The 17,121-nt window shown below is 75.7% G+C and carries 17 protein-coding genes; 13 read left to right on the top strand and 4 right to left on the bottom strand.

What is annotated here, in order from left to right; translation table 11 throughout:
- The first annotated feature begins 118 nt into the window (after nucleotides 1-118).
- Both MODMU_RS11755 and MODMU_RS11750 read left to right on the top strand, forming a co-directional pair.
- Entirely contained in the window at nucleotides 119-1,159 is a 1,041-nt protein-coding gene (locus MODMU_RS11755; protein ID WP_014740465.1) for an NAD(P)-dependent alcohol dehydrogenase, read from the top strand.
- Nucleotides 1,156-2,394, top strand: coding sequence for an MFS transporter (locus tag MODMU_RS11750; RefSeq protein ID WP_014740464.1), 1,239 nt, complete (start codon nucleotides 1,156-1,158; stop codon nucleotides 2,392-2,394). The genes MODMU_RS11755 and MODMU_RS11750 overlap by 4 nt, the downstream gene beginning before the upstream one ends.
- Here MODMU_RS11750 and MODMU_RS11745 read toward each other — a convergent pair.
- The gene (locus MODMU_RS11745; protein WP_014740463.1) at nucleotides 2,369-3,256 is read right to left on the bottom strand and encodes a DUF4349 domain-containing protein; all 888 of its coding nucleotides are present in this window, start codon (nucleotides 3,254-3,256) and stop codon (nucleotides 2,369-2,371) included. The genes MODMU_RS11750 and MODMU_RS11745 overlap by 26 nt on opposite strands.
- Before the next feature lie 265 nt (nucleotides 3,257-3,521).
- On the opposite strand from MODMU_RS11745, the gene MODMU_RS11740 reads away from it, so the two are divergent.
- Complete coding sequence (locus MODMU_RS11740) at nucleotides 3,522-5,651, top strand: MMPL family transporter (RefSeq protein ID WP_014740462.1); 2,130 nt, start codon at nucleotides 3,522-3,524, stop codon at nucleotides 5,649-5,651.
- Nucleotides 5,652-5,836: 185 nt separating this feature from the next.
- On the top strand, nucleotides 5,837-6,838 hold the full coding sequence (locus MODMU_RS11735; RefSeq protein ID WP_166503464.1) for a biosynthetic peptidoglycan transglycosylase: 1,002 nt from the start codon (nucleotides 5,837-5,839) through the stop codon (nucleotides 6,836-6,838).
- A 16-nt stretch (nucleotides 6,839-6,854) separates the two neighbouring features.
- Here the strand turns inward: MODMU_RS11735 and MODMU_RS11730 are convergent, their stop codons facing one another.
- Nucleotides 6,855-7,688, bottom strand: coding sequence for an ABC transporter permease (locus tag MODMU_RS11730; protein ID WP_014740460.1), 834 nt, complete (start codon nucleotides 7,686-7,688; stop codon nucleotides 6,855-6,857).
- Nucleotides 7,685-8,674: a daunorubicin resistance protein DrrA family ABC transporter ATP-binding protein gene (locus MODMU_RS11725; protein ID WP_014740459.1), complete on the bottom strand. Its 990-nt coding sequence runs from the start codon at nucleotides 8,672-8,674 to the stop codon at nucleotides 7,685-7,687. Before MODMU_RS11725 ends, MODMU_RS11730 begins: the two co-directional genes overlap by 4 nt.
- A gap of 243 nt (nucleotides 8,675-8,917) precedes the next feature.
- Between MODMU_RS11725 and MODMU_RS11720 the strand changes: the two genes are divergently transcribed.
- Together MODMU_RS11720 and MODMU_RS11715 are read left to right on the top strand one after the other, a co-directional pair.
- Nucleotides 8,918-9,835, top strand: coding sequence for an NmrA family NAD(P)-binding protein (locus MODMU_RS11720; protein ID WP_014740458.1), 918 nt, complete (start codon nucleotides 8,918-8,920; stop codon nucleotides 9,833-9,835).
- A gap of 3 nt (nucleotides 9,836-9,838) precedes the next feature.
- Nucleotides 9,839-10,837 carry a YihY/virulence factor BrkB family protein gene (locus tag MODMU_RS11715; protein ID WP_041795206.1) on the top strand — a complete coding sequence of 333 codons (999 nt, stop codon included), beginning with the start codon at nucleotides 9,839-9,841 and terminating at the stop codon, nucleotides 10,835-10,837.
- Between the two features lie 12 nt (nucleotides 10,838-10,849).
- Here MODMU_RS11715 and MODMU_RS11710 read toward each other — a convergent pair whose 3' ends face one another.
- Nucleotides 10,850-11,878 (bottom strand): site-specific integrase, encoded by a 1,029-nt coding sequence (locus tag MODMU_RS11710; protein WP_014740456.1) that lies wholly within the window; start codon nucleotides 11,876-11,878, stop codon nucleotides 10,850-10,852.
- 114 nt (nucleotides 11,879-11,992) lie between these two features.
- On the opposite strand from MODMU_RS11710, the gene MODMU_RS27000 reads away from it, so the two are divergent.
- From MODMU_RS27000 to MODMU_RS11675, 7 genes are all read left to right on the top strand, one after another.
- On the top strand, nucleotides 11,993-13,210 hold the full coding sequence (locus MODMU_RS27000) for a coiled-coil domain-containing protein (protein WP_014740455.1): 1,218 nt from the start codon (nucleotides 11,993-11,995) through the stop codon (nucleotides 13,208-13,210).
- A 64-nt stretch (nucleotides 13,211-13,274) separates the two neighbouring features.
- Entirely contained in the window at nucleotides 13,275-13,766 is a 492-nt protein-coding gene (locus tag MODMU_RS11700) for a hypothetical protein (RefSeq protein WP_014740454.1), read from the top strand.
- A gap of 213 nt (nucleotides 13,767-13,979) precedes the next feature.
- Nucleotides 13,980-15,107, top strand: a complete 1,128-nt coding sequence (locus MODMU_RS11695; protein ID WP_014740453.1) for an inorganic phosphate transporter — start codon at nucleotides 13,980-13,982, stop codon at nucleotides 15,105-15,107.
- A 16-nt stretch (nucleotides 15,108-15,123) separates the two neighbouring features.
- Nucleotides 15,124-15,360: a hypothetical protein gene (locus MODMU_RS11690; RefSeq protein WP_014740452.1), complete on the top strand. Its 237-nt coding sequence runs from the start codon at nucleotides 15,124-15,126 to the stop codon at nucleotides 15,358-15,360.
- 163 nt (nucleotides 15,361-15,523) lie between these two features.
- The gene (locus MODMU_RS26995; RefSeq protein WP_014740450.1) at nucleotides 15,524-16,141 is read left to right on the top strand and encodes a hypothetical protein; all 618 of its coding nucleotides are present in this window, start codon (nucleotides 15,524-15,526) and stop codon (nucleotides 16,139-16,141) included.
- 57 nt (nucleotides 16,142-16,198) lie between these two features.
- Nucleotides 16,199-16,819, top strand: a complete 621-nt coding sequence (locus MODMU_RS11680; RefSeq protein ID WP_014740449.1) for an Rv1733c family protein — start codon at nucleotides 16,199-16,201, stop codon at nucleotides 16,817-16,819.
- Nucleotides 16,820-16,910: 91 nt separating this feature from the next.
- Complete coding sequence (locus MODMU_RS11675; RefSeq protein ID WP_014740448.1) at nucleotides 16,911-17,108, top strand: hypothetical protein; 198 nt, start codon at nucleotides 16,911-16,913, stop codon at nucleotides 17,106-17,108.
- Nucleotides 17,109-17,121 lie beyond the last annotated feature (13 nt).

The following is a 17,121-nucleotide window of genomic DNA, read 5'->3' as shown; positions in this document are numbered from 1 at the left end:
TCGAGCTTCTACCCCCCACAGACGCGACCTCCCGCGCTCGCGTCGGCCGGGGTTGTCTCGGGTGGTCAGCGGCCCGGCCGTCTGACCCACCCCCACACCGAGCGAGGAGCACTCCCCCATGCGCGTCCACGCCTACGCCGCCCCCGCGGCCGGCCAGCCCCTGGCCCCCACCACCATCGAGCGCCGGGACGTCGGCCCGACCGACGTCCTCATCGAGGTCGAGTTCGCCGGCATCTGCCACTCCGACATCCACACCGTCAACGGCGACTGGGGCCCGCAGCCCTTCCCGGTCGTGCCCGGCCACGAGATCGTCGGCGTCGTCGCCGAGGTCGGTACGGACGTGACCACCCACCGGGTGGGCGACCGGGTCGGGGTCGGCTGCATGGTCGACTCCTGCGGGCACTGCACGAACTGCCGCAACGGCGACGAGCAGTACTGCCTGAACGGCATGGTCGGCACCTACGCGAGCACCGACCGGGACGGGACGACGACCCAGGGCGGCTACTCCACGCACGTGGTGGTCGACGCCGGCTTCGTCCTCCGGGTGCCCGAGGGCATCGAGCCGGCCGCCGCCGCGCCGCTGCTGTGCGCCGGCATCACGACCTATTCGCCGCTGCGCCGCTGGGGCGCCGGACCGGGCAAGCGCGTCGCCGTCGTCGGCCTCGGCGGGCTCGGGCACATGGCCGTGAAGCTGGCGCACGCCATGGGCGCCGAGGTCACCGTGCTGTCGCAGTCGCTGAAGAAGCAGGAGGACGGCCTGCGGCTGGGAGCCGACGCCTACTTCGCCACCAGCGACCCGGACACGTTCACCGCGCTGGCCGGCCGGTTCGACCTGGTCGTGAACACCGTCAGCGCACCGATCGACGTCGACGCGTACCTGTCGCTGCTGGCCGTGGACGGCGCGCTGGTCAACGTCGGCGCCCCGGCCGAGCCGCTGAGCCTCAACGTGATGTCGCTGATCGGTGGCCGCCGCAGCTACGCCGGCTCGATGATCGGCGGCATCGCCGAGACCCAGGAGATGCTCGACTTCTGCGCCGAGCACAGCCTGGGCGCCGAGGTCGAGGTGATCGCCGCCCAGCAGGTCAACGAGGCCTACGAGCGGGTGCTGGCCTCCGACGTCCGCTACCGGTTCGTGATCGACGCCGCGACCCTGCGGTGACCGCGGGGCAGCTGACCTCGCGGCCGGCGCCGGTGGCGCCCGCGCGGCTCCCGTTCGTCGTCTACGTGCTCGCGGTCGGCACGTTCCTCATGCTGACCACCGAGTTCGTCGTCGCCGGTCTGCTGCCCGAGATCGCCGGCGACCTCGGCGTGGGCGTCGGCCGGGCCGGTCTGCTCATCACGGTGTTCGCGGTCGGCATGATCGTCGGCGCGCCGGCGATGGCGCTGCTGACCCGGCGGGTGCCGCGCCGGGTGACGCTGATGGCCGCCCTCGCGGTCTTCGCGGCCGGCCACGTGGTGGTCGCGCTGGGCTCCAGCTTCCCGCTGCTGCTGGGTGCCCGGTTCGTCACGGCGTGGGCCACCGGGGCCTTCTGGGCGGTGGCGTCGGTCGTCGCGACCCGCGCCGCCGGCCCGGCGGCCAGCTCCCGGGCGCTGGGCCTGGTCGGCGCCGGCGGCATGCTCGCCAACGTCGTCGGGGTGCCGCTGGGCGCCTTCGCCGGTCAGCTGTCGGGCTGGCGCGGTCCGTTCTGGGCACTGGCCGCGCTGGCGCTGGCCGCCATCCCGCTCATCGCCCGGCACGTCCGGCGCGAGCAGGAGGACCAGCAGCCGGTGCCGCTGCGGACGGAGCTGGCCGCGGTGCGGTCCCGGCGGCTCTGGCTGGTGCTGGCCGCCTGCGCCACCACCACCGGCGGCGTGCTGTCGGTCTACTCCTACGTCTCCCCGCTGCTCACCGACCGCGCCGGCATCGCCGCGGGCCTGGTCCCGCTGGTGCTGGTCGGCTTCGGTGCCGGCTCCCTGGTCGGCACCGTCGTCGGCGGGCGGCTGGGTGACGCGCACCCGCACGCGACGACCGTCGTCGTGGCGGCGGTGACCACGCTGGTGCTGCTGGCCCTCTGCCTGCTGTCGGGCCGCGCGGTGCCCGCGGTCGCGCTCGTCGGACTGCTCGGGCTGGTCGGGCTCAGCGCCAACCCGGTGCTGTCCGCGCTGGCCGTCCGCTCGGCCGGCGTCGCCCCCACGCTGGGGGTGGCGATGTCGGTGTCGGCGTACAACCTCGGCACCGCGGTCGGCTCCGGGACCGCCGGGGCGACCCTCGGCACCGGCCTCGGTGCGGTCGGCCCCGTGGTCGTCGGCACCGCCGTCGCGGCGCTCACCCTGGTCCCGACGACCGCTCTCGCCCTCGCCGGGCGACGCCGTTCCCCGGGACCTGCGCTCAGTCCTGCGCGGGCGCCGGGGTGACCGCCGCGGCCCGCCGCCGCACCCAGCCGAGGGGCAGCAGCACCGCGGCGGTCAGCACGGCGGCGAGCACCAGCCACGGCAGCACCACGCCCACGACGACGACCACCGCACCGAGGGCCACGACCAGCGCCCGCCACCCGGTGGCCAGCCCGTCCAGGAAGCCGTCCGGCCCGCCGGCCGGCGCGACCCCGTACGGCTGCAGGTGCACGCTGAGCGTCGACAGCTCCACCTGATCGGCCAGCAGCGCCCGCTGGGACTGCAGCGACTCCAGCTCCTGCTGCCGTTCGGCGAGGGCCGACTCGGCCGCGAGCAGCGCCTCGGTGGTGGCCGCGCCGTCCATCAGCGCCTGGAGACGTGCGACCGAGGTCCGCAGCGCCGAGATCCGCGCGTCCACGTCGACCGCGGTCGCGGTCACGTCGGAGCGGGAGACCGACACGTCCACCACGTCGCCGAGGTCCGCCAGGTCCGCCAGGAGCCCGGTCAGCGCTGCCGCCGGCACCCGCACCACCAGGTCCGCGGCCGGGTCACCGCCGCCGTCGTCCTCGGCGTCCCCGGACCCGGCGCGCTCGGTGCGCTCGTCGACCCGGCCCCCGGCGGCCTGCACCAGCTCGCTGACCCGCTGGGCGCCGTCGGCCGGGTCGTCGACGGTGAGCGACGCGGTCGCCGTCGTCACCACCTGCCGGTCGGGATCGGCGTCGACGGGGTCGGCCGGACCCGTCTCGGGACCTGCCGCGGGCACCGGCTCGGTGGCGACCACACCACCGCTGTCGGCGCCGCTCGACCCGGAGTCCGACGGACCGGAGCAGCCGGCCAGCACCGCGACGGCCAGCACCGCGACCGCTGTCCCTCGGGAGCGCCTCACAGGCGGCACGCTAGGACCAGCGCCGAGCCGCTGACCAGCGTCGATGCGTGATCGTGACGAGGGACGGCCCGGCCGGGAGGCGCTCTGCTCCTTCGTCACGTCCTGCCACCGGCCGTGTACGGGCAGCGGGCCCGCGCGGCGGCGCGTGAGAGCGCTCTACCGGTCCGGCGGTAAAGGCGGTGACGAGACCGCCCGGTCTCGCTAGCGTCGCCGCCGCACCCGCCGCCGTCCGGGTCCGCCGGCCTGGGACTCCTGAGAGGCCACCATGGGCAGATCGTTCGCCTCACGCGTCAGCCACCCCCGCCTGAAGTGGGTGATCCTGGTGTTCTGGCTGGTGGTGGCCGCGCTGTCGGCCCCGCTGGCCGGCGGGCTCACCGACGAGCAGGAGAACGACATCGCGGCGTGGCTGCCGGCGGACGCGGAGTCGACCCAGGCGCTGCAGCTGCAGACCGAGCTCGGCGCCGACCCCGACCTGATCCCGGCGGTCGTGGTCTACGAGCGCACCGGGGGCCTCACCGCTGCCGACGACGCCGCCATCGCCGAGGACGTCCAGGCGTTCGGTGAGCTGCCGGAGCTCGACGGCACCGTGGTCGGCCCCGTCCCCTCCGAGGACGGCGAGGCCGTGCAGCTGGTCGTGCCGCTCAACGTGGGCGCCGACGGCTGGGAGCAGATCGCACCGGTCGTCGACGGGATCCGCGCCGAGGCGTCGGACGGCCCCGACGGCCTGTCCGCGTACGTGACAGGTCCGGCCGGCAGCGCCGCCGACTCCGCGGAGGCCTTCGCGGGCATCGACGGCACCCTGCTGTTCGCCGCCCTCGGCGTGGTCATCGTCATCCTGCTGTTCACCTACCGCAGCCCGGTGCTCTGGGTGCTGCCGATCTTCTCGGCGGTCATCGCCCTGTTCACCTCGCAGGCCGTCATCTACCTGTTGGCCCGCTACGCCGACCTGACGGTCAACGCGCAGAGCGCGAGCATCCTCACGGTGCTGGTCGTCGGGGCCGGCACCGACTACGCGCTGCTCCTGGTCGCCCGCTACCGGGAGGAGCTGCGGCTGCACACCGACCGGCACGAGGCCATGACCGAGGCCGTGCACCGGGCCGGACCGGCGGTGCTGGCCAGCGGCAGCACCGTCGTGCTCGGCATGCTGTGCCTGGTCTTCGCGGAGATGAACTCGACCGCCGGGCTGGGGCCGGTCGCCGCGATCGGCGTCGCGGTCACCCTGGTGGTGCTGATGACCCTGCTGCCGGCGCTGCTGGTGATCTGCGGTCGCTGGGTGTTCTGGCCGGTGCGCCCGACGTTCGGCAGTGCCGAGCCGAGCGCGACCGGCATCTGGGCCCGCATCGGCGCCCGGATCCGGCCCCGGCCGCGGAGCACGTGGATCGTCACCAGCGGGCTGCTGCTGGCCGCCTGCGCGGGGGTGTTCCTGCTCTCCCCCAACGGCCTGACCCAGGCGGAGAGCTTCCGGGGCACGCCGGAGTCGATCGAGGGGGACGCGGTGGCCGCCCAGCACTTCCCGGCCGTCGCGGGCAACGCCGTGAACGTGGTGACCTCCGCCGCCTCGGCGGACGAGGTGGCCGCTGCCGTGGCCTCGACCGAGGGCATCGCCCAGACCGGTCAGCCGCAGGTCGTCGGCGACCAGGCGCTGGTCGAGGCGGCGCTGGCCGACCCGTTCGACAGCCCGGCCGCCTACGCCACCATCGAGCGGCTGCGGACCAACCTGGACGACGCCGGGGACGGCCAGGCGCTCGTCGGCGGGAACACCGCGCTGAACCTCGACGTCCAGGACGCCTCCCAGCGGGACAACCGGGTGGTCATCCCGCTGATCATGCTGGTCGTCCTGGTGGTGCTGGGCCTGCTGCTGCGGGCCGTGGTCGCCCCGGTGATCCTGATCGCCACGGTGGTGCTGTCCTACGGCGCGGCGCTGGGGCTGAGCGCGCTGGTCTTCCAGGCGACGATCGGGGTCACCGACACCGACAGCTCGTTCCCGCTGTTCGTCTTCGTGTTCCTCGTCGCCCTCGGCATCGACTACAACATCTTCCTGATGACCCGGGTGCGGGAGGAGGCGGTCGACCACGGCACCCGGCGGGCCGCGCTGATCGGCCTGGCGGCCACCGGCGGTGTGATCACCTCCGCCGGTCTGGTGCTCGCGGCGACCTTCGCGGTGCTCGGCACGCTGCCGCTGACGTTCCTGACCCAGCTGGGCATCGCCGTCGCCCTGGGGGTGCTGCTGGACACGGTCGTCGTGCGCTCGGTGCTGGTCACCGCCCTCACCCTCGACGTCGGCCGGCACATGTGGTGGCCCAGCGCGCTCGCGCGGCGTCCCGACGAGCCCGGCGTGCCGGCAGAGGAGGCCGCGCCGGTCCCGAGCGGATCCGGGGCGGCGACCCGGCGCTGAGGCCGGCGGGCACCGGACGAACCAGGTTCCGGCGCCGGAACCGGGCCGGGTTTCGGCGCCGAAACCCGAGAGGTGGGTCATCGCGGTCGGGCTGTGCCGTGACGCACGGCGTGGGAACGGCCCTTCCGCCGACCGCCTCGTAGCCTGGGGACCCGGTCCGTCGGTCCTCGGGAGGACAGCTCCGCATGCCCTTCGCGTCGCACCGTCGTCGCTCCCCCGACGACGTCCCGCCCGGGCAGCAGTGGACCGACCGGACGCCCACCCGGCGCATGTCGCGACCGGTGGCCGGCGATCAGGGCCCACCGGACGGCGATCCGGTCGCAGCACCCCCCGCGCCGGGCTCCGGGGCCGGGCCGTCGTCCCCACCCGGGGGCGTGCCGAGGCGGCGGCTGTTCCGCCGGGTCCTCCGGCTGCTGGTCGTCGCCTTCCTCGTGCAGGCCGCGGTCCTGCTGTCGCTGCGCTGGGTCGACCCGCCGACGACGGCGTTCCAGCTGGCCAACAGCGACGGGGCGGTCCAGCAGTCGGTGCCCGTCGAGCACGTGTCCCGCAACTTCCTCGCCGCCGTCATCGCGCACGAGGACCAGCCCCTCCCCTACCGGGACGGCGCCTTCACCTGGGACGAGCTGGTCGGCCGCGCCGAGGCGCACCTGCGCGGCGAGGAGGACCCGTCCGGGTCGACCATCCCGCAGCAGGTGGCCAAGAACCTGTTCCTCAACCAGGGGATGAGCGCCTGGCGCAAGGCGGTCGAGGCCGGTCTGGCGGCGGAGCTGGCGCTGGTGGTCGACGACCGCCGGATGCTCGAGCTGTACGTCAACCACGCGCAGCTCGGTCCGCGGATCTACGGCATCTGCTCGGCCAGCTGGTACTGGTTCGACACCCCGCCGTCCACGCTGACGGTCGACCAGGCCGTCCAGCTGGTCGGGCTGCTGCCCTCCCCGGGGCACGTGCAGCGGGCACCCGGCGGCGGCCTGGACTTCGAGGTGGACGACGGCCTCGGCTGGCTGTCGCGCTCGCACGTCCTCAACGCGCAGGCCCGGGTGCCCCGGCACATCGCCGAGAAGGGCTTCCAACCGGTCGAGGACGCCGGGGTCGAGGGCCTCGCCGAGGGCCAACCGGACACCGACGACGACTGCTCGGAGATGCCGGAGGAGGTCGCCGGGCTGATCGCCGCCGAGGGCGGTCGCTGACCGCCCAGCGCCGTGCTCAGCGGCTGCGGTAGAGCCGCGTGGTCAGCGGCAGGAACACCGCGGCCAGCCCCGCCGCCACCGCGAGGGAGACGACGATCGCGCCGCCGTCGGGCTCGCCGGCCATCAGCGACCGCGACGCGGTGGCCAGGACGGAGATCGGGTTGACGTCGACGAAGGCCTCCAGCGGGCCCGGCAGCGTGGCGGGGTCGACGAAGACGTTGGACAGGAACGTCAGCGGGAAGATCGCCATGAACCCGGCGTTCATCACCGCGTTCGGCGACCGCAGGAGCAGGCCGAGGACGCAGAAGACCCAGGACAACCCGAACGAGAAGACGACGACCAGCGCCAGCGCCGCGACCGCCCCGAGGACGCCGCCGTCGGGCCGGAAGCCCAGGGCGACGCCGACGACGATGATCACCGTGCCGGCGATGACGTAGCGGACGCTGTCGCCGAGCAGCGAGCCCAGCAGCGGCGCCGGCCGCCAGATCGGCAGCGTGCGGAAGCGGTCGACGACGCCCTTCGTCAGGTCGGTGTTGAGGCTGACCCCGGAGTAGACGGTGGTGAACAGCACCGACATGACCAGCAGGCCCGGCAGCGTGTAGTCCAGGTAGGCGCTGGTCGAGCCCGCGATCGCACCGCCGAACAGGTAGGTGAACATGAGCAGGAACATCACCGGCGTGACGGTGACGTCCAGCAGCTGCTCGGGCACGTGCTTGACCTTCAGCATGCCCCGCCAGCCGAAGGTGAGCGCGGCCGACAGCGGGCCGGGCCGGGGCGGGCGCGGGGTGGAGGAGATCGCCCGGCGGACCGCTGCGGTGTCCGCGGTGCCCGGCGCGGTCGTCGTCGTCATGACAGGTGCTCCTGCAGGTCGTCGGAGGGCTGGGACGTCTCCTCGGCCGCGTGGCCGGTGAGGGCGAGGAAGACCTCGTCGAGGCTGGGCTGCTGCAGCGAGAAGTGCGCCAGTGGGAAGCCCGCGCGGGAGAGCTCGGCGACGGCGACCGCCGCCCGTCCGGCGTCCGCGCCGGTGGCGGACAGGGCCGTGGGTTCCGGTTCCAGCACCACCGGGCCCACCGTCCGTTCCAGCAGCTCGGCCGCCTCGGCACGGCGGGCGGGGTCGAGCAGCCGCACGGACAGCGATCCGGTGCCGACCGAGGCCTTGAGGTCGGCGGGGGTGCCCTCGGCGATGACCCGGCCCCGGTCGATCACGGCGATGCCGTCGGCGAGCTGGTCGGCCTCCTCGAGGTACTGGGTGCAGAGCAGGATCGTCGTCCCCTCGGCCACCAGCGCCCGGGCGATCTCCCAGACCTGGTTGCGGGAGCGCGGGTCCAGCCCGGTGGTCGGCTCGTCCAGGAACATCAACTGCGGGGTGACCACGATGCTCGCGGCGATGTCGAGCCGGCGGCGCATGCCGCCCGAGAAGTGCTTGACCAGCCTGCCGGCCGCCTCGGCGATGTCGAAGGCCTCGAGCAGCTCGTCGGCGCGGTCCTTGGCGGCGGCACGGGAGAAGCCGAGGAGCCGGCCGAGCAGCCGGAGGTTCTCCCGGCCGGTGAGCTCCTCGTCGACCGAGGCGAGCTGGCCGGTCAGGCTGACCAGCTCGCGGACCGTCGCCGCCTCGGACACGACGTCGTGCCCCAGCACGCGGGCGCTGCCGGCATCGGGCGGGATGAGCGTGGCCAGCATCCGGATGGTCGTGGTCTTGCCCGCGCCGTTGGGCCCGAGCACCCCGTAGACGGATCCGGCCGGGACGGCGAGGTCCACCCCGGCGACGGCGCGGGTCTCACCGAAGGACTTCTCCAGCCCGCTGGCCTCGATCGCGAGCGTCGTCTGTGCGGTCATCTGCCTGCCACCTCGGGTCCGGGGACGAGTGCGTCTGCAGCTGTGACCCGGCCGCGGCCGGGGACTCATCGGACGCCGGTGATGCTCCTCCCCCCGGACGACGTCGGACCAGCACCAACCAGCCCCTCTTCCGGCGCCACGTCCGGCAGACTCCGGGCTCCGGTGACCGCCCGGCGGCCGGAGCCGGGCCACCCGACCGCACGGAGGGGCCGTCATGAGGCGCACGACCGCAGAGGTACCGGCATGACCCGCGTCCTGGTGACCGGGGTGCGCGCCAAGACCGGCCGCCCGCTGGCCGAGCTGCTCGTCGCCCGGTCGGGCGTCGAGGTGCTCGGCGGCAGCAGCGACCCGGCCACGGTGAGCACCGACGGCGTCCGGCCCACGGCGTTCTCGTGGGACGACACCTCCGGCTGGCCGGCGGCGACCGAGGGCGTCGACGCCGTCTACGTCGTCCGACCGGACCGCCCCGACGCCCCGGAGCTGATCGGTGCGCTGCTCGACGGGCTGCCGGAGCGGACCCACGTCGTCCTGCTGTCCGAGCAGGCCACCGACGCCCTCGCCCCCGACGACTGGGCGGTGCGCGCCGAGCAGGCGGTGCGCCGCAGCGGCCGCAGCTGGACGATGGTGCGGCCGAGCTGGTTCATGCAGGTGTTCACCGACCCGCGGTACTACCTGGACCAGGTCGCCGGCCGCGGCGAGCTGCCGTTCTCCAGCGGTGGCGCGAGCGTGGCCTGGATCGACGCCCGGGACATCGCCGCCGTGGCCGAGCACGCGCTGCTCGACCCGGGGCAGGCCGGTCAGGTGCACGAGCTGTCCGGGCCGGCGGCCCTCTCGCTGCCGCGCACCGCGGAGCTGCTGTCCGCCGCGACCGGGCACCCCGTGGCGCACCGGGAGGTGCCGATCGAGGACGTGCTGGCCGGCAGCGACGGCTTCGCGCGGGCGCTCACCGAGCTGACCTTCCGGCGGGTGCACGCCGGCAGCTTCGCCGTGGTGACCGACACCGTGGAGCGGGTGACCGGACGGCCGCCCCGGACGCTGGAGGCCTTCCTCGCCCCCGACAGGCCGACCCTCCAAGCGCGCCGCCTGACCCGCGCTCGCGCCGGCGGGGCGATCAGCCGACCGGCTGCGTGTTGCGGCTGCTCCCGACCGCGTATGGGATGAGCCATGGCGTGGGCTCGAGAGCACGGGCGCGCGGGGCGGGCAGCGGCGTCGCGACGACGTCCGCCGGCGAGCGAGGCCGACTCGCCGCGGCAGATCTCCGCCGCGGGCTGGCGGCACGTCCTCCGCCGGGTGCTGAGGCACGTGGCCAGCGACCGGCTCATGGTGCAGAGCGCGGGCGTGGCGTTCTTCGCGATCCTGTCCATCGCCCCGGTGCTGGTGACGGCGATCTCGGTCTACGGCGCGGTCACCACCCCCGAGCAGGCGCTCCAGCAGCTGTCCCGGGTGACCGGGATGCTGCCCACCGAGCTCCGGCCGATGGTGGCCGAGCAGCTCACCACGATCACCACCGCCTCCGGCCAGGTGCACACCCTCAGCGGGCTCACCGGGCTGGTGGTCGCGCTCTACACGGCGACGACCGCCATGACCTACCTGATCGACGGGCTGACCCTCGCCTACCACGAGACGGAGAGCCGCGGGTTCCTGCGCCGCACCGGCCTGGCGCTGCTGTTCGTCCTCGGTGGCGCGGTGGTCCTGGGCGCCCTGGTCACCCTCGCCGGCACGCTGTCCCGTGCCCTGTCCGGGGCCTCCGACCCGGTCCGCGCGGTCGCGACCGTCCTCGTGTGGCTCGGTCTCGCCGGCGTCATGACCTCGATGCTCGCCCTGCTGTACCGGTGGGGCCCGGACCGGGAGCAGGCCCGCTGGCGGTGGATCACCGGCGGCTCGGCGGTCGCGACCGTGCTGTGGCTGGCCACCACGGCCGGCTTCTTCGCCTACGTCGAGCGGCTGGGCAGCTACTCCTCGACGTACGGCGGTCTGGCCGGGGTGGCGATCAGCATGTTCTGGCTGTGGGTCACCGTCTTCCTGGTCATCGTGGGCGCCGCGGTCAACGCCGAGGCCGAGCGCGAGACGACCCGCGACTCGACGGTCGGCCCCGAGCAGCCGCTGGGCGAGCGCGGCGCGGTCGTCGCGGACAGCGCGCCGCCCTACCCGGGCGAGGTCTGAGCCCGCCGGGGCTCAGAGACCGAGCCGGCCGGACGCCGGAGCCGCCCAGCGGCTGCTGGCGTCGTAGCCGCGCAGCGTGGTCACCGACGCCCACCGGCCCGTCCGGGCCAGCTCCCGCTCGCTGACCCCGGCCTTGTAGCCCTCGGTCGCGAACGACCGCCGCAGGCTGTGCGGGCTCAGCCCGTCGAGCGGGACACCGGCGTGCTCGGCGGCCCGGCGGAGGACCAGCCGGACCGAGGACCGGGCCATCCGGGTCCGGCCGATCCGCGGCTGCGCGCCCCGCCCGACGCTGCGGAACAGCGGTCCGGTCGCCCCCTGCAGCCCGGCCGCCTCGACCCACGCCTGCAGGGCGCGCACCGGGCAGGTCTGCGCGCGCGTCCCAGGTGCCAGCGCCAGCACCTCGCCGGCGCCCTCCTGGTCGGTCTTCGACCAGCGGACGGTGACGTCGAGGCCGCCGTGCCCGGCCGGGGCCAGGTCGCCCACGTCCAGCCCGCAGGCGTCCGAGGCCCGCAGCCCGAGCGCGAAGGAGGTGAGGATCAGCGCCCGGTCGCGGGTCCCGGCCACGCCGTCCGGGAGGTCCTCGACCAGCGCCCGGACCGTCTGGGTGTCGATCGCCCGGGCCTTCTTCGGCCGGCGACCGCCGCGGGCCGCCGTGCGGCGGATGCCCCGCAGCACCTCGCGGGTGCCGGGGTGCTCGGTCGGGCTGGGGAGCCCGGCCTCCCGGTGCGCGTGCCCGATGCCGGACAGCCGCCGGGCGACGGTCCGCGGGCTGGCCCCGGCGTCGCTGAGCGCCGCGAGGTAGGCCGCCACCGCGGCGTCGGCCGCGGGCAGCGGGTCGAAGCCGCGCTGCCGGGCCCACGCCGACCACGCGCGGAAGTCCGCCTCGTAGGCCTTGCGCGTCGACTCGGCCTTCGCGGCGGTGAGGTAGCGCCCCACCGACTCGACGTCCCCAGGCAGCACGAGACCCCCGTCCCCCGGCCGGACGACCACCTCGCGCGGGACCCGAACGGCTCGCGCGACGTCGGGCTGGAAGGACTCCATAACAGTTGATTATGGAGCGTGCGGCTGGCTCCGCGCCTGCTCATCCCGATCAATGACGTTCGTTCGTTCGTTGTCGGTATGCACGAACGCACGAACGAGCGGAGGATCCCCGGCATGACCGCTGGCACGGCGATGTGCGCCTTCCCGAGCTGCGACCGGCCGGTGGCACCGCCTCCGCCGACCGGCGGCCGGTCCTCGTACTGCACCCGCCCGGACCACAACCGCACGACCGCCTTCGCCGCGCGCCGGGCCGAGGCCGCCGTCCGCTCCCCGACCGCGGCGGCGACGGGCAACGCCCCGGGTCACCGGCCACCGGCCGCCGAGACCCTCACCGAGGCAGCCGACCGGTTCCGTCACACCCTGCTGGCGATCGAGGAGCAGGTGACCCGCGCCCGGGAGGTGCTGACCCGGGCCGCGGACGCCGAGCTGCTGGAGGTCGAGCGGGCGGCGATCCGCACCGACGCCCGCCGCGAGATCGCCGAGGCCGAGCAGCGGGCGTCCCTCGCCGACCGGGTCCGGGCGGTCGCCGAGACGGCGACCCGGGAGGCGCTCGAGGCGGCGGCGCGGGCCGACGCCGACGCGGCCGCGGCCCGGGCGGAGGCCGCCACCGCCCGGGAGCAGCTGACCGCGGCCCGGGACCAGGCCGAGGCCGCCCGGGAGACCGCCGACGCCGCGGAGCGCGCGGCGCAGGAGGCACGCGCGGCCGCGGACGCGGCCGGCGCGGCCGCCCGCGAGGCCGAGGCGGCGCGGCAGGAGGCCGAGCGGCGGCGGGCCGCGGCGGTGGCCGACGCCGGGTCCGCGCGCGGCGAGGCGGCCCGGGCGGAGGAGGCCCGCGACCGCGCGCTGGCCGACGCCGCCACCGCGCAGGAGCGGGCGGCGGCGGCCGAGGCGGCCCGGGACCGGGCGCTGGAGACCGAACGCGCGGCCCGCGCGGAGACCGAGGACGCCCGGGCCGAGGCGGCCCGGGCGGCCGGCCGGGCCGAGCAGGCCGAGGCGGCGGTCCGGTTGGAGACCACGGCCGCGGCGGGCCGGGTCCGGGCAGCGGTGGCCCGGACCGCGGAGGCCACCGAGCGGGCACGGCTGCAGGAGGCCCGCGCCGAACGGGCCGAGCGCCAGGCCGAGGAGAGCCGTCGCGACCGGCTGCGGGCCGAGGAGGCCCGCGACCGCGCTGTCGCCGAGGCGGCAGCGGCCCGGGCCGACCTGGCCGCGGCGGCCCGCGCACGGCCGCGCCGGGACGAGGGCGGAGCGGTCGCGGACCCGCCACCGGTGGAGCACGACCCAGCCGGCCCGCCGCCAGCGGCGACCGACGGGACCGACGCCTCCCCCGGCTGAGGCACCGCGGATCCTCCTGCGCGGAGGATGCCGGACGGCCCGGTGGAGCGGACGGTCGTCGGCTGTGCGTGCCGCTCTCGAGGCCCACCTCGGCTCCCGCGCGGTCAGCCGGGTCGTCTACGGCGCGATCATCGGCCTCAGCCTGGTGGTCGCGCTGGACTCCGACCCGCCGTCCGCGCTGGTCATGGCGGTCTGGTTGCTGCTGTCCGGCGTCACGGTGGCACTGGCCGAGATCTACAGCGACGTCGTGGGCACCGAGACGAGCCAGCGGCACCGGGTCACGCGCGCGCAGCTGGCGCACCTGGTCGGCCAGGCGGGGGCGGTCGCGTTCGGCGTGGGGTTCTCCGCCGTCTTCTTCCTGGCGGCCGCGGTGGGGTGGCTCGAGCTCGCGACGGCGTTCACCCTCGCCACGTGGGGAGGGCTGGGGCTGATCGGCTGGTACGGCTACTGGGCCGCCCGGCTGGCCGGGGCGCCGCGGCCCCGCGCGGTGCTGCAGGCCGTCCTGGTCGCCGCCGTGGGCGGTGCGCTCATCGGGGTGAAGGTCCTGCTCCACTGACGAGCGGCGCGGTGCTGCGAGTGGTGCTCCCCACCTTGACGACCCTCAGCCCGCTCGCGCCCCGCCGACGCCGGTGAGCCGGCCATGGCAGGTGCGGTGGGTGGCGTGCGCCGTCCTCCTCGCAGGGTGAGGCGGCGCCGCCGGGAGGGCCGTCATCCTGCACCGGCGGGACCCGCACGGCGCCGGGTGTCGGCGGGCAGAGAGGCGCAGTCGATGGACGCATCGCTCATCGTCGTCGTGGTGGTCGTGACCGCGCTGGTCTTCGACTTCACGAACGGCTTCCACGACACGGCCAACGCCATGGCCACCTCCATCGCGACCGGTGCGTTCCGGCCCCGGACCGCCGTGACGATCGCCGCCTGCCTGAACGTGGTCGGGGCCTTCCTCTCGGTCCAGGTGGCCAACACCATCTCCGGCGGGCTGGTCGACGAGACGCTCATCGACCCGGTGGTGGTCTTCGCCGGGCTGGTCGGGGCCATCCTGTGGAACCTGGTGACCTGGTACCTCGGGTTGCCGTCCAGCTCGTCGCACGCGCTGTTCGGCGGTCTGATCGGCGCGACCTGGGTGGCCGGCGGCGTCGGCGCGATCGACTTCGACGCGGTGCTCAACAAGATCGTGCTCCCCGCCGTGCTGTCGCCTGTGGTCGCCGCGCTGATCGCCGTCGTCGTCACCTACCTGGCCTTCCGGATCTCCGCGCGGGCCGACCCGGGCACCGTGGACCGCGGGTTCACGGTCGCCCAGCGCGTCTCGGCGTCGATGGTCGCGCTCGCGCACGGCACCAACGACGCGCAGAAGACCATGGGCGTGATCACCTTGACCCTGATCACCTCGGGCATGCTCGCGCCCGGCTCGGGACCACCTTCGTGGGTCGTCCTGGCCGCCGGGCTGGCGATCGGGCTGGGCACCTACATGGGCGGCTGGCGGATCATCCGGACCCTCGGCAACCGGGTCAGCGACATCCACCTGGTGCAGGGCTTCACCGCCGAGACGACCAGCACCGCGGTCATCCTGTCCTCGACCCACCTCGGGCTGCCGCTGTCCACCACGCAGGTGTGCACCGGCTCGATCCTCGGCGCGGGTGCCGGACGGCGGCTGGCCTCGGTGCACTGGGGGATGGCCGGGCGGATCGCGCTGGCCTGGACCTTCACCCTGCCGTCCGCGGCCGTCGTGGGCGCCGGCGCCTCCTGGCTGGCCGCGACCGGCACGGCCGGCGTGGCCGTCGTCGCGCTGACCGGCATCACCCTGGCCGCCGGCCTCTACGCCGCGTCGCGGCGCGACGCGGTCAGCGCCACCAACGTCAACGACCGGCCGCTGCCGGCGGCCGTCGACGTCCCCGCCTGACCGGGAGGAGCCGACCGTGCAGATCGACTGGGGCACGCTGGCCGCCATCGCGGTGGTCGCGGCCGCCGCCGCGGTCACCGTCGTCCTGCTCGTCTCGTTCGCCGTCCTCGGGCTGTCCGACCCGGCCGGGCGGACCACCGGCGAACGGAGCGGGGACGGGCGGCCGCGGTGGGCGGGCACGGCCCTCGCCGTGGTGTGCCTGTCCGCCACCGGTCTCGTCGTCGCCTACGGGCTGTACCTGATCATCGCGTGAGCCCTGCGGTCGGCGGGAGACGACGGCGCCGCGCGGCTCATCCTGCTCGGGCGAGGTGGCAGCCGTCGGGGCAGGCGAGAGTCGGAGGACCGGTCCGGGGACCGCAGCGGGGGCTGCGGGCCGGGCCGGCCACCGTCGTCCACCACCGAGAGGCGGTCCCGCCGTGCAGCGCTCCGATGCCCGACCCGTCCCCGAGGGCCTCCCGCAGCTGCGGGTGGGCGCCCACCTGGCACCGGAGGACGGCGCCTGCCTGATGGAGTACGTCTCCGTCCTCGCCGGGAAGCCGTTCAACGACCACCCCTCCTGCACCGACCCCACGCTCGCCACCGTCGCACGCCTGGTGAACGACGCCTCCACCGAGGCCGGCCGGCCGCTGCTGGCCGCCTTCGCGCCGAGCCTGGCGGAGACGGGGTCCTCCCCCGACGCCCGCCGGACCGCTGCCGTCGTCCGCGCCACCGTGGCCGCCACCCAGGCCGCCACGGACACGGCCCGGGTGCGCCGGCTGCGGCGCGGTGCCGAGCGGAGGTACGACCTGGTGACCAGCGCCGGGACGCTGGCCGGCCTGGCCCGCCGGCTGGACGCACTGCACCGGTACGGGGCGGGCCGCCGTCGGCTGGAGCTGTCGGTCCTGGCGCTGCGCGAACTGCCGCAGGAGCAGCGGGACCCGGCCCTCCGGCACGCCCTGGCCGCGGCGCTCGCCGCTGCGCTGCCGCCTGCCGTGGACCCGGTCCCGGAGGCGGCGCCTCGTCCCGGGGTGCCGCACAGCAGCTCCTCGACGTAGCCGCCGGGACGGTGCCGCGCGACCGGGCAGCCGGTCCCACCCGTCCCAGGAACACCCGTGACCGGTCAGCCGAGCGAGGAGGTCGTCGTGCACCCGGACCACCGCGCCGGCACCGGTCCGGCCATCCGGAGGGCGGCACTGGGCCCCGGCCCGCTCCGGCGGGGGTCGGACCGCCTCGAGTTCCTCGCCCTGGTCCTGCTCGTGTGCGGTCTCCTGGCGGCGGCCCTGGTCGGCGTCGCCGCCGCGAGGGCGGGTCACGCGCAGGCGCGGGACCAGGCGGCGGCGGCCGCGGCCGAGCGGCAGCAGGTGCCCGCCCGGCTCGTGGACGAGGTGGCGGCGCCGGTCGGCGAGTCGTGGGACGGCAGGTTCCGGGAGCAGTGGACCGCCGTGTGGGCCGGCCCGGACGGTACCGAGCACCAGGGCACCGTGACCCTGGCCGCCGGCGCGCGGGCGGGCTCGTCGGTGCCCATCTGGATCGGTCGGGACGGCACCCGCGAGCCACCTCCGCTGAGCGCGGACGACGTCACCGGCCGGGCGGTCGGCCAGGGCCTCGGGGTCTTCGTCGGGCTCTCCGCGCTCCTGTGGGCCGCTCATGCCGGGACAGGGGTGCTGATCGAGCGGAGCCGGTCCCGTCGCTGGGAGGCCGAGTGGGCCAGCGTCGAGCCGTCGTGGAGATGATCGACGTCCTGGTCGCCCCGCCGGGCGGCGGGGGACGAGCACGGTGCGTGCCGCCCGGCACGTGCCCCGTCGACAGAGGGAGGAGGACGGCGTGATGCACCTCCGGGGGCACACCCACCGCTACGAGCGGAGGGAGGGCAGCGACACCCACGGCACCGACGCCTACGTGGCGTCGTGCACGTGCGGTGGGTGGGAGCACCACCGGTCGGTCGACCCGGGCAACCCGCTGGACCGGGCCGAGGTGGAGGACGCCTGGTTCGAGCACGCCAACCCCGGCGTCCAGCTCTAGGTGACGTGGGTCA

Source organism: Modestobacter italicus (assembly GCF_000306785.1).
Classification (GTDB): domain Bacteria; phylum Actinomycetota; class Actinomycetes; order Mycobacteriales; family Geodermatophilaceae; genus Modestobacter; species Modestobacter italicus.
This window is presented reverse-complemented; position numbering and strand designations above follow the sequence as displayed.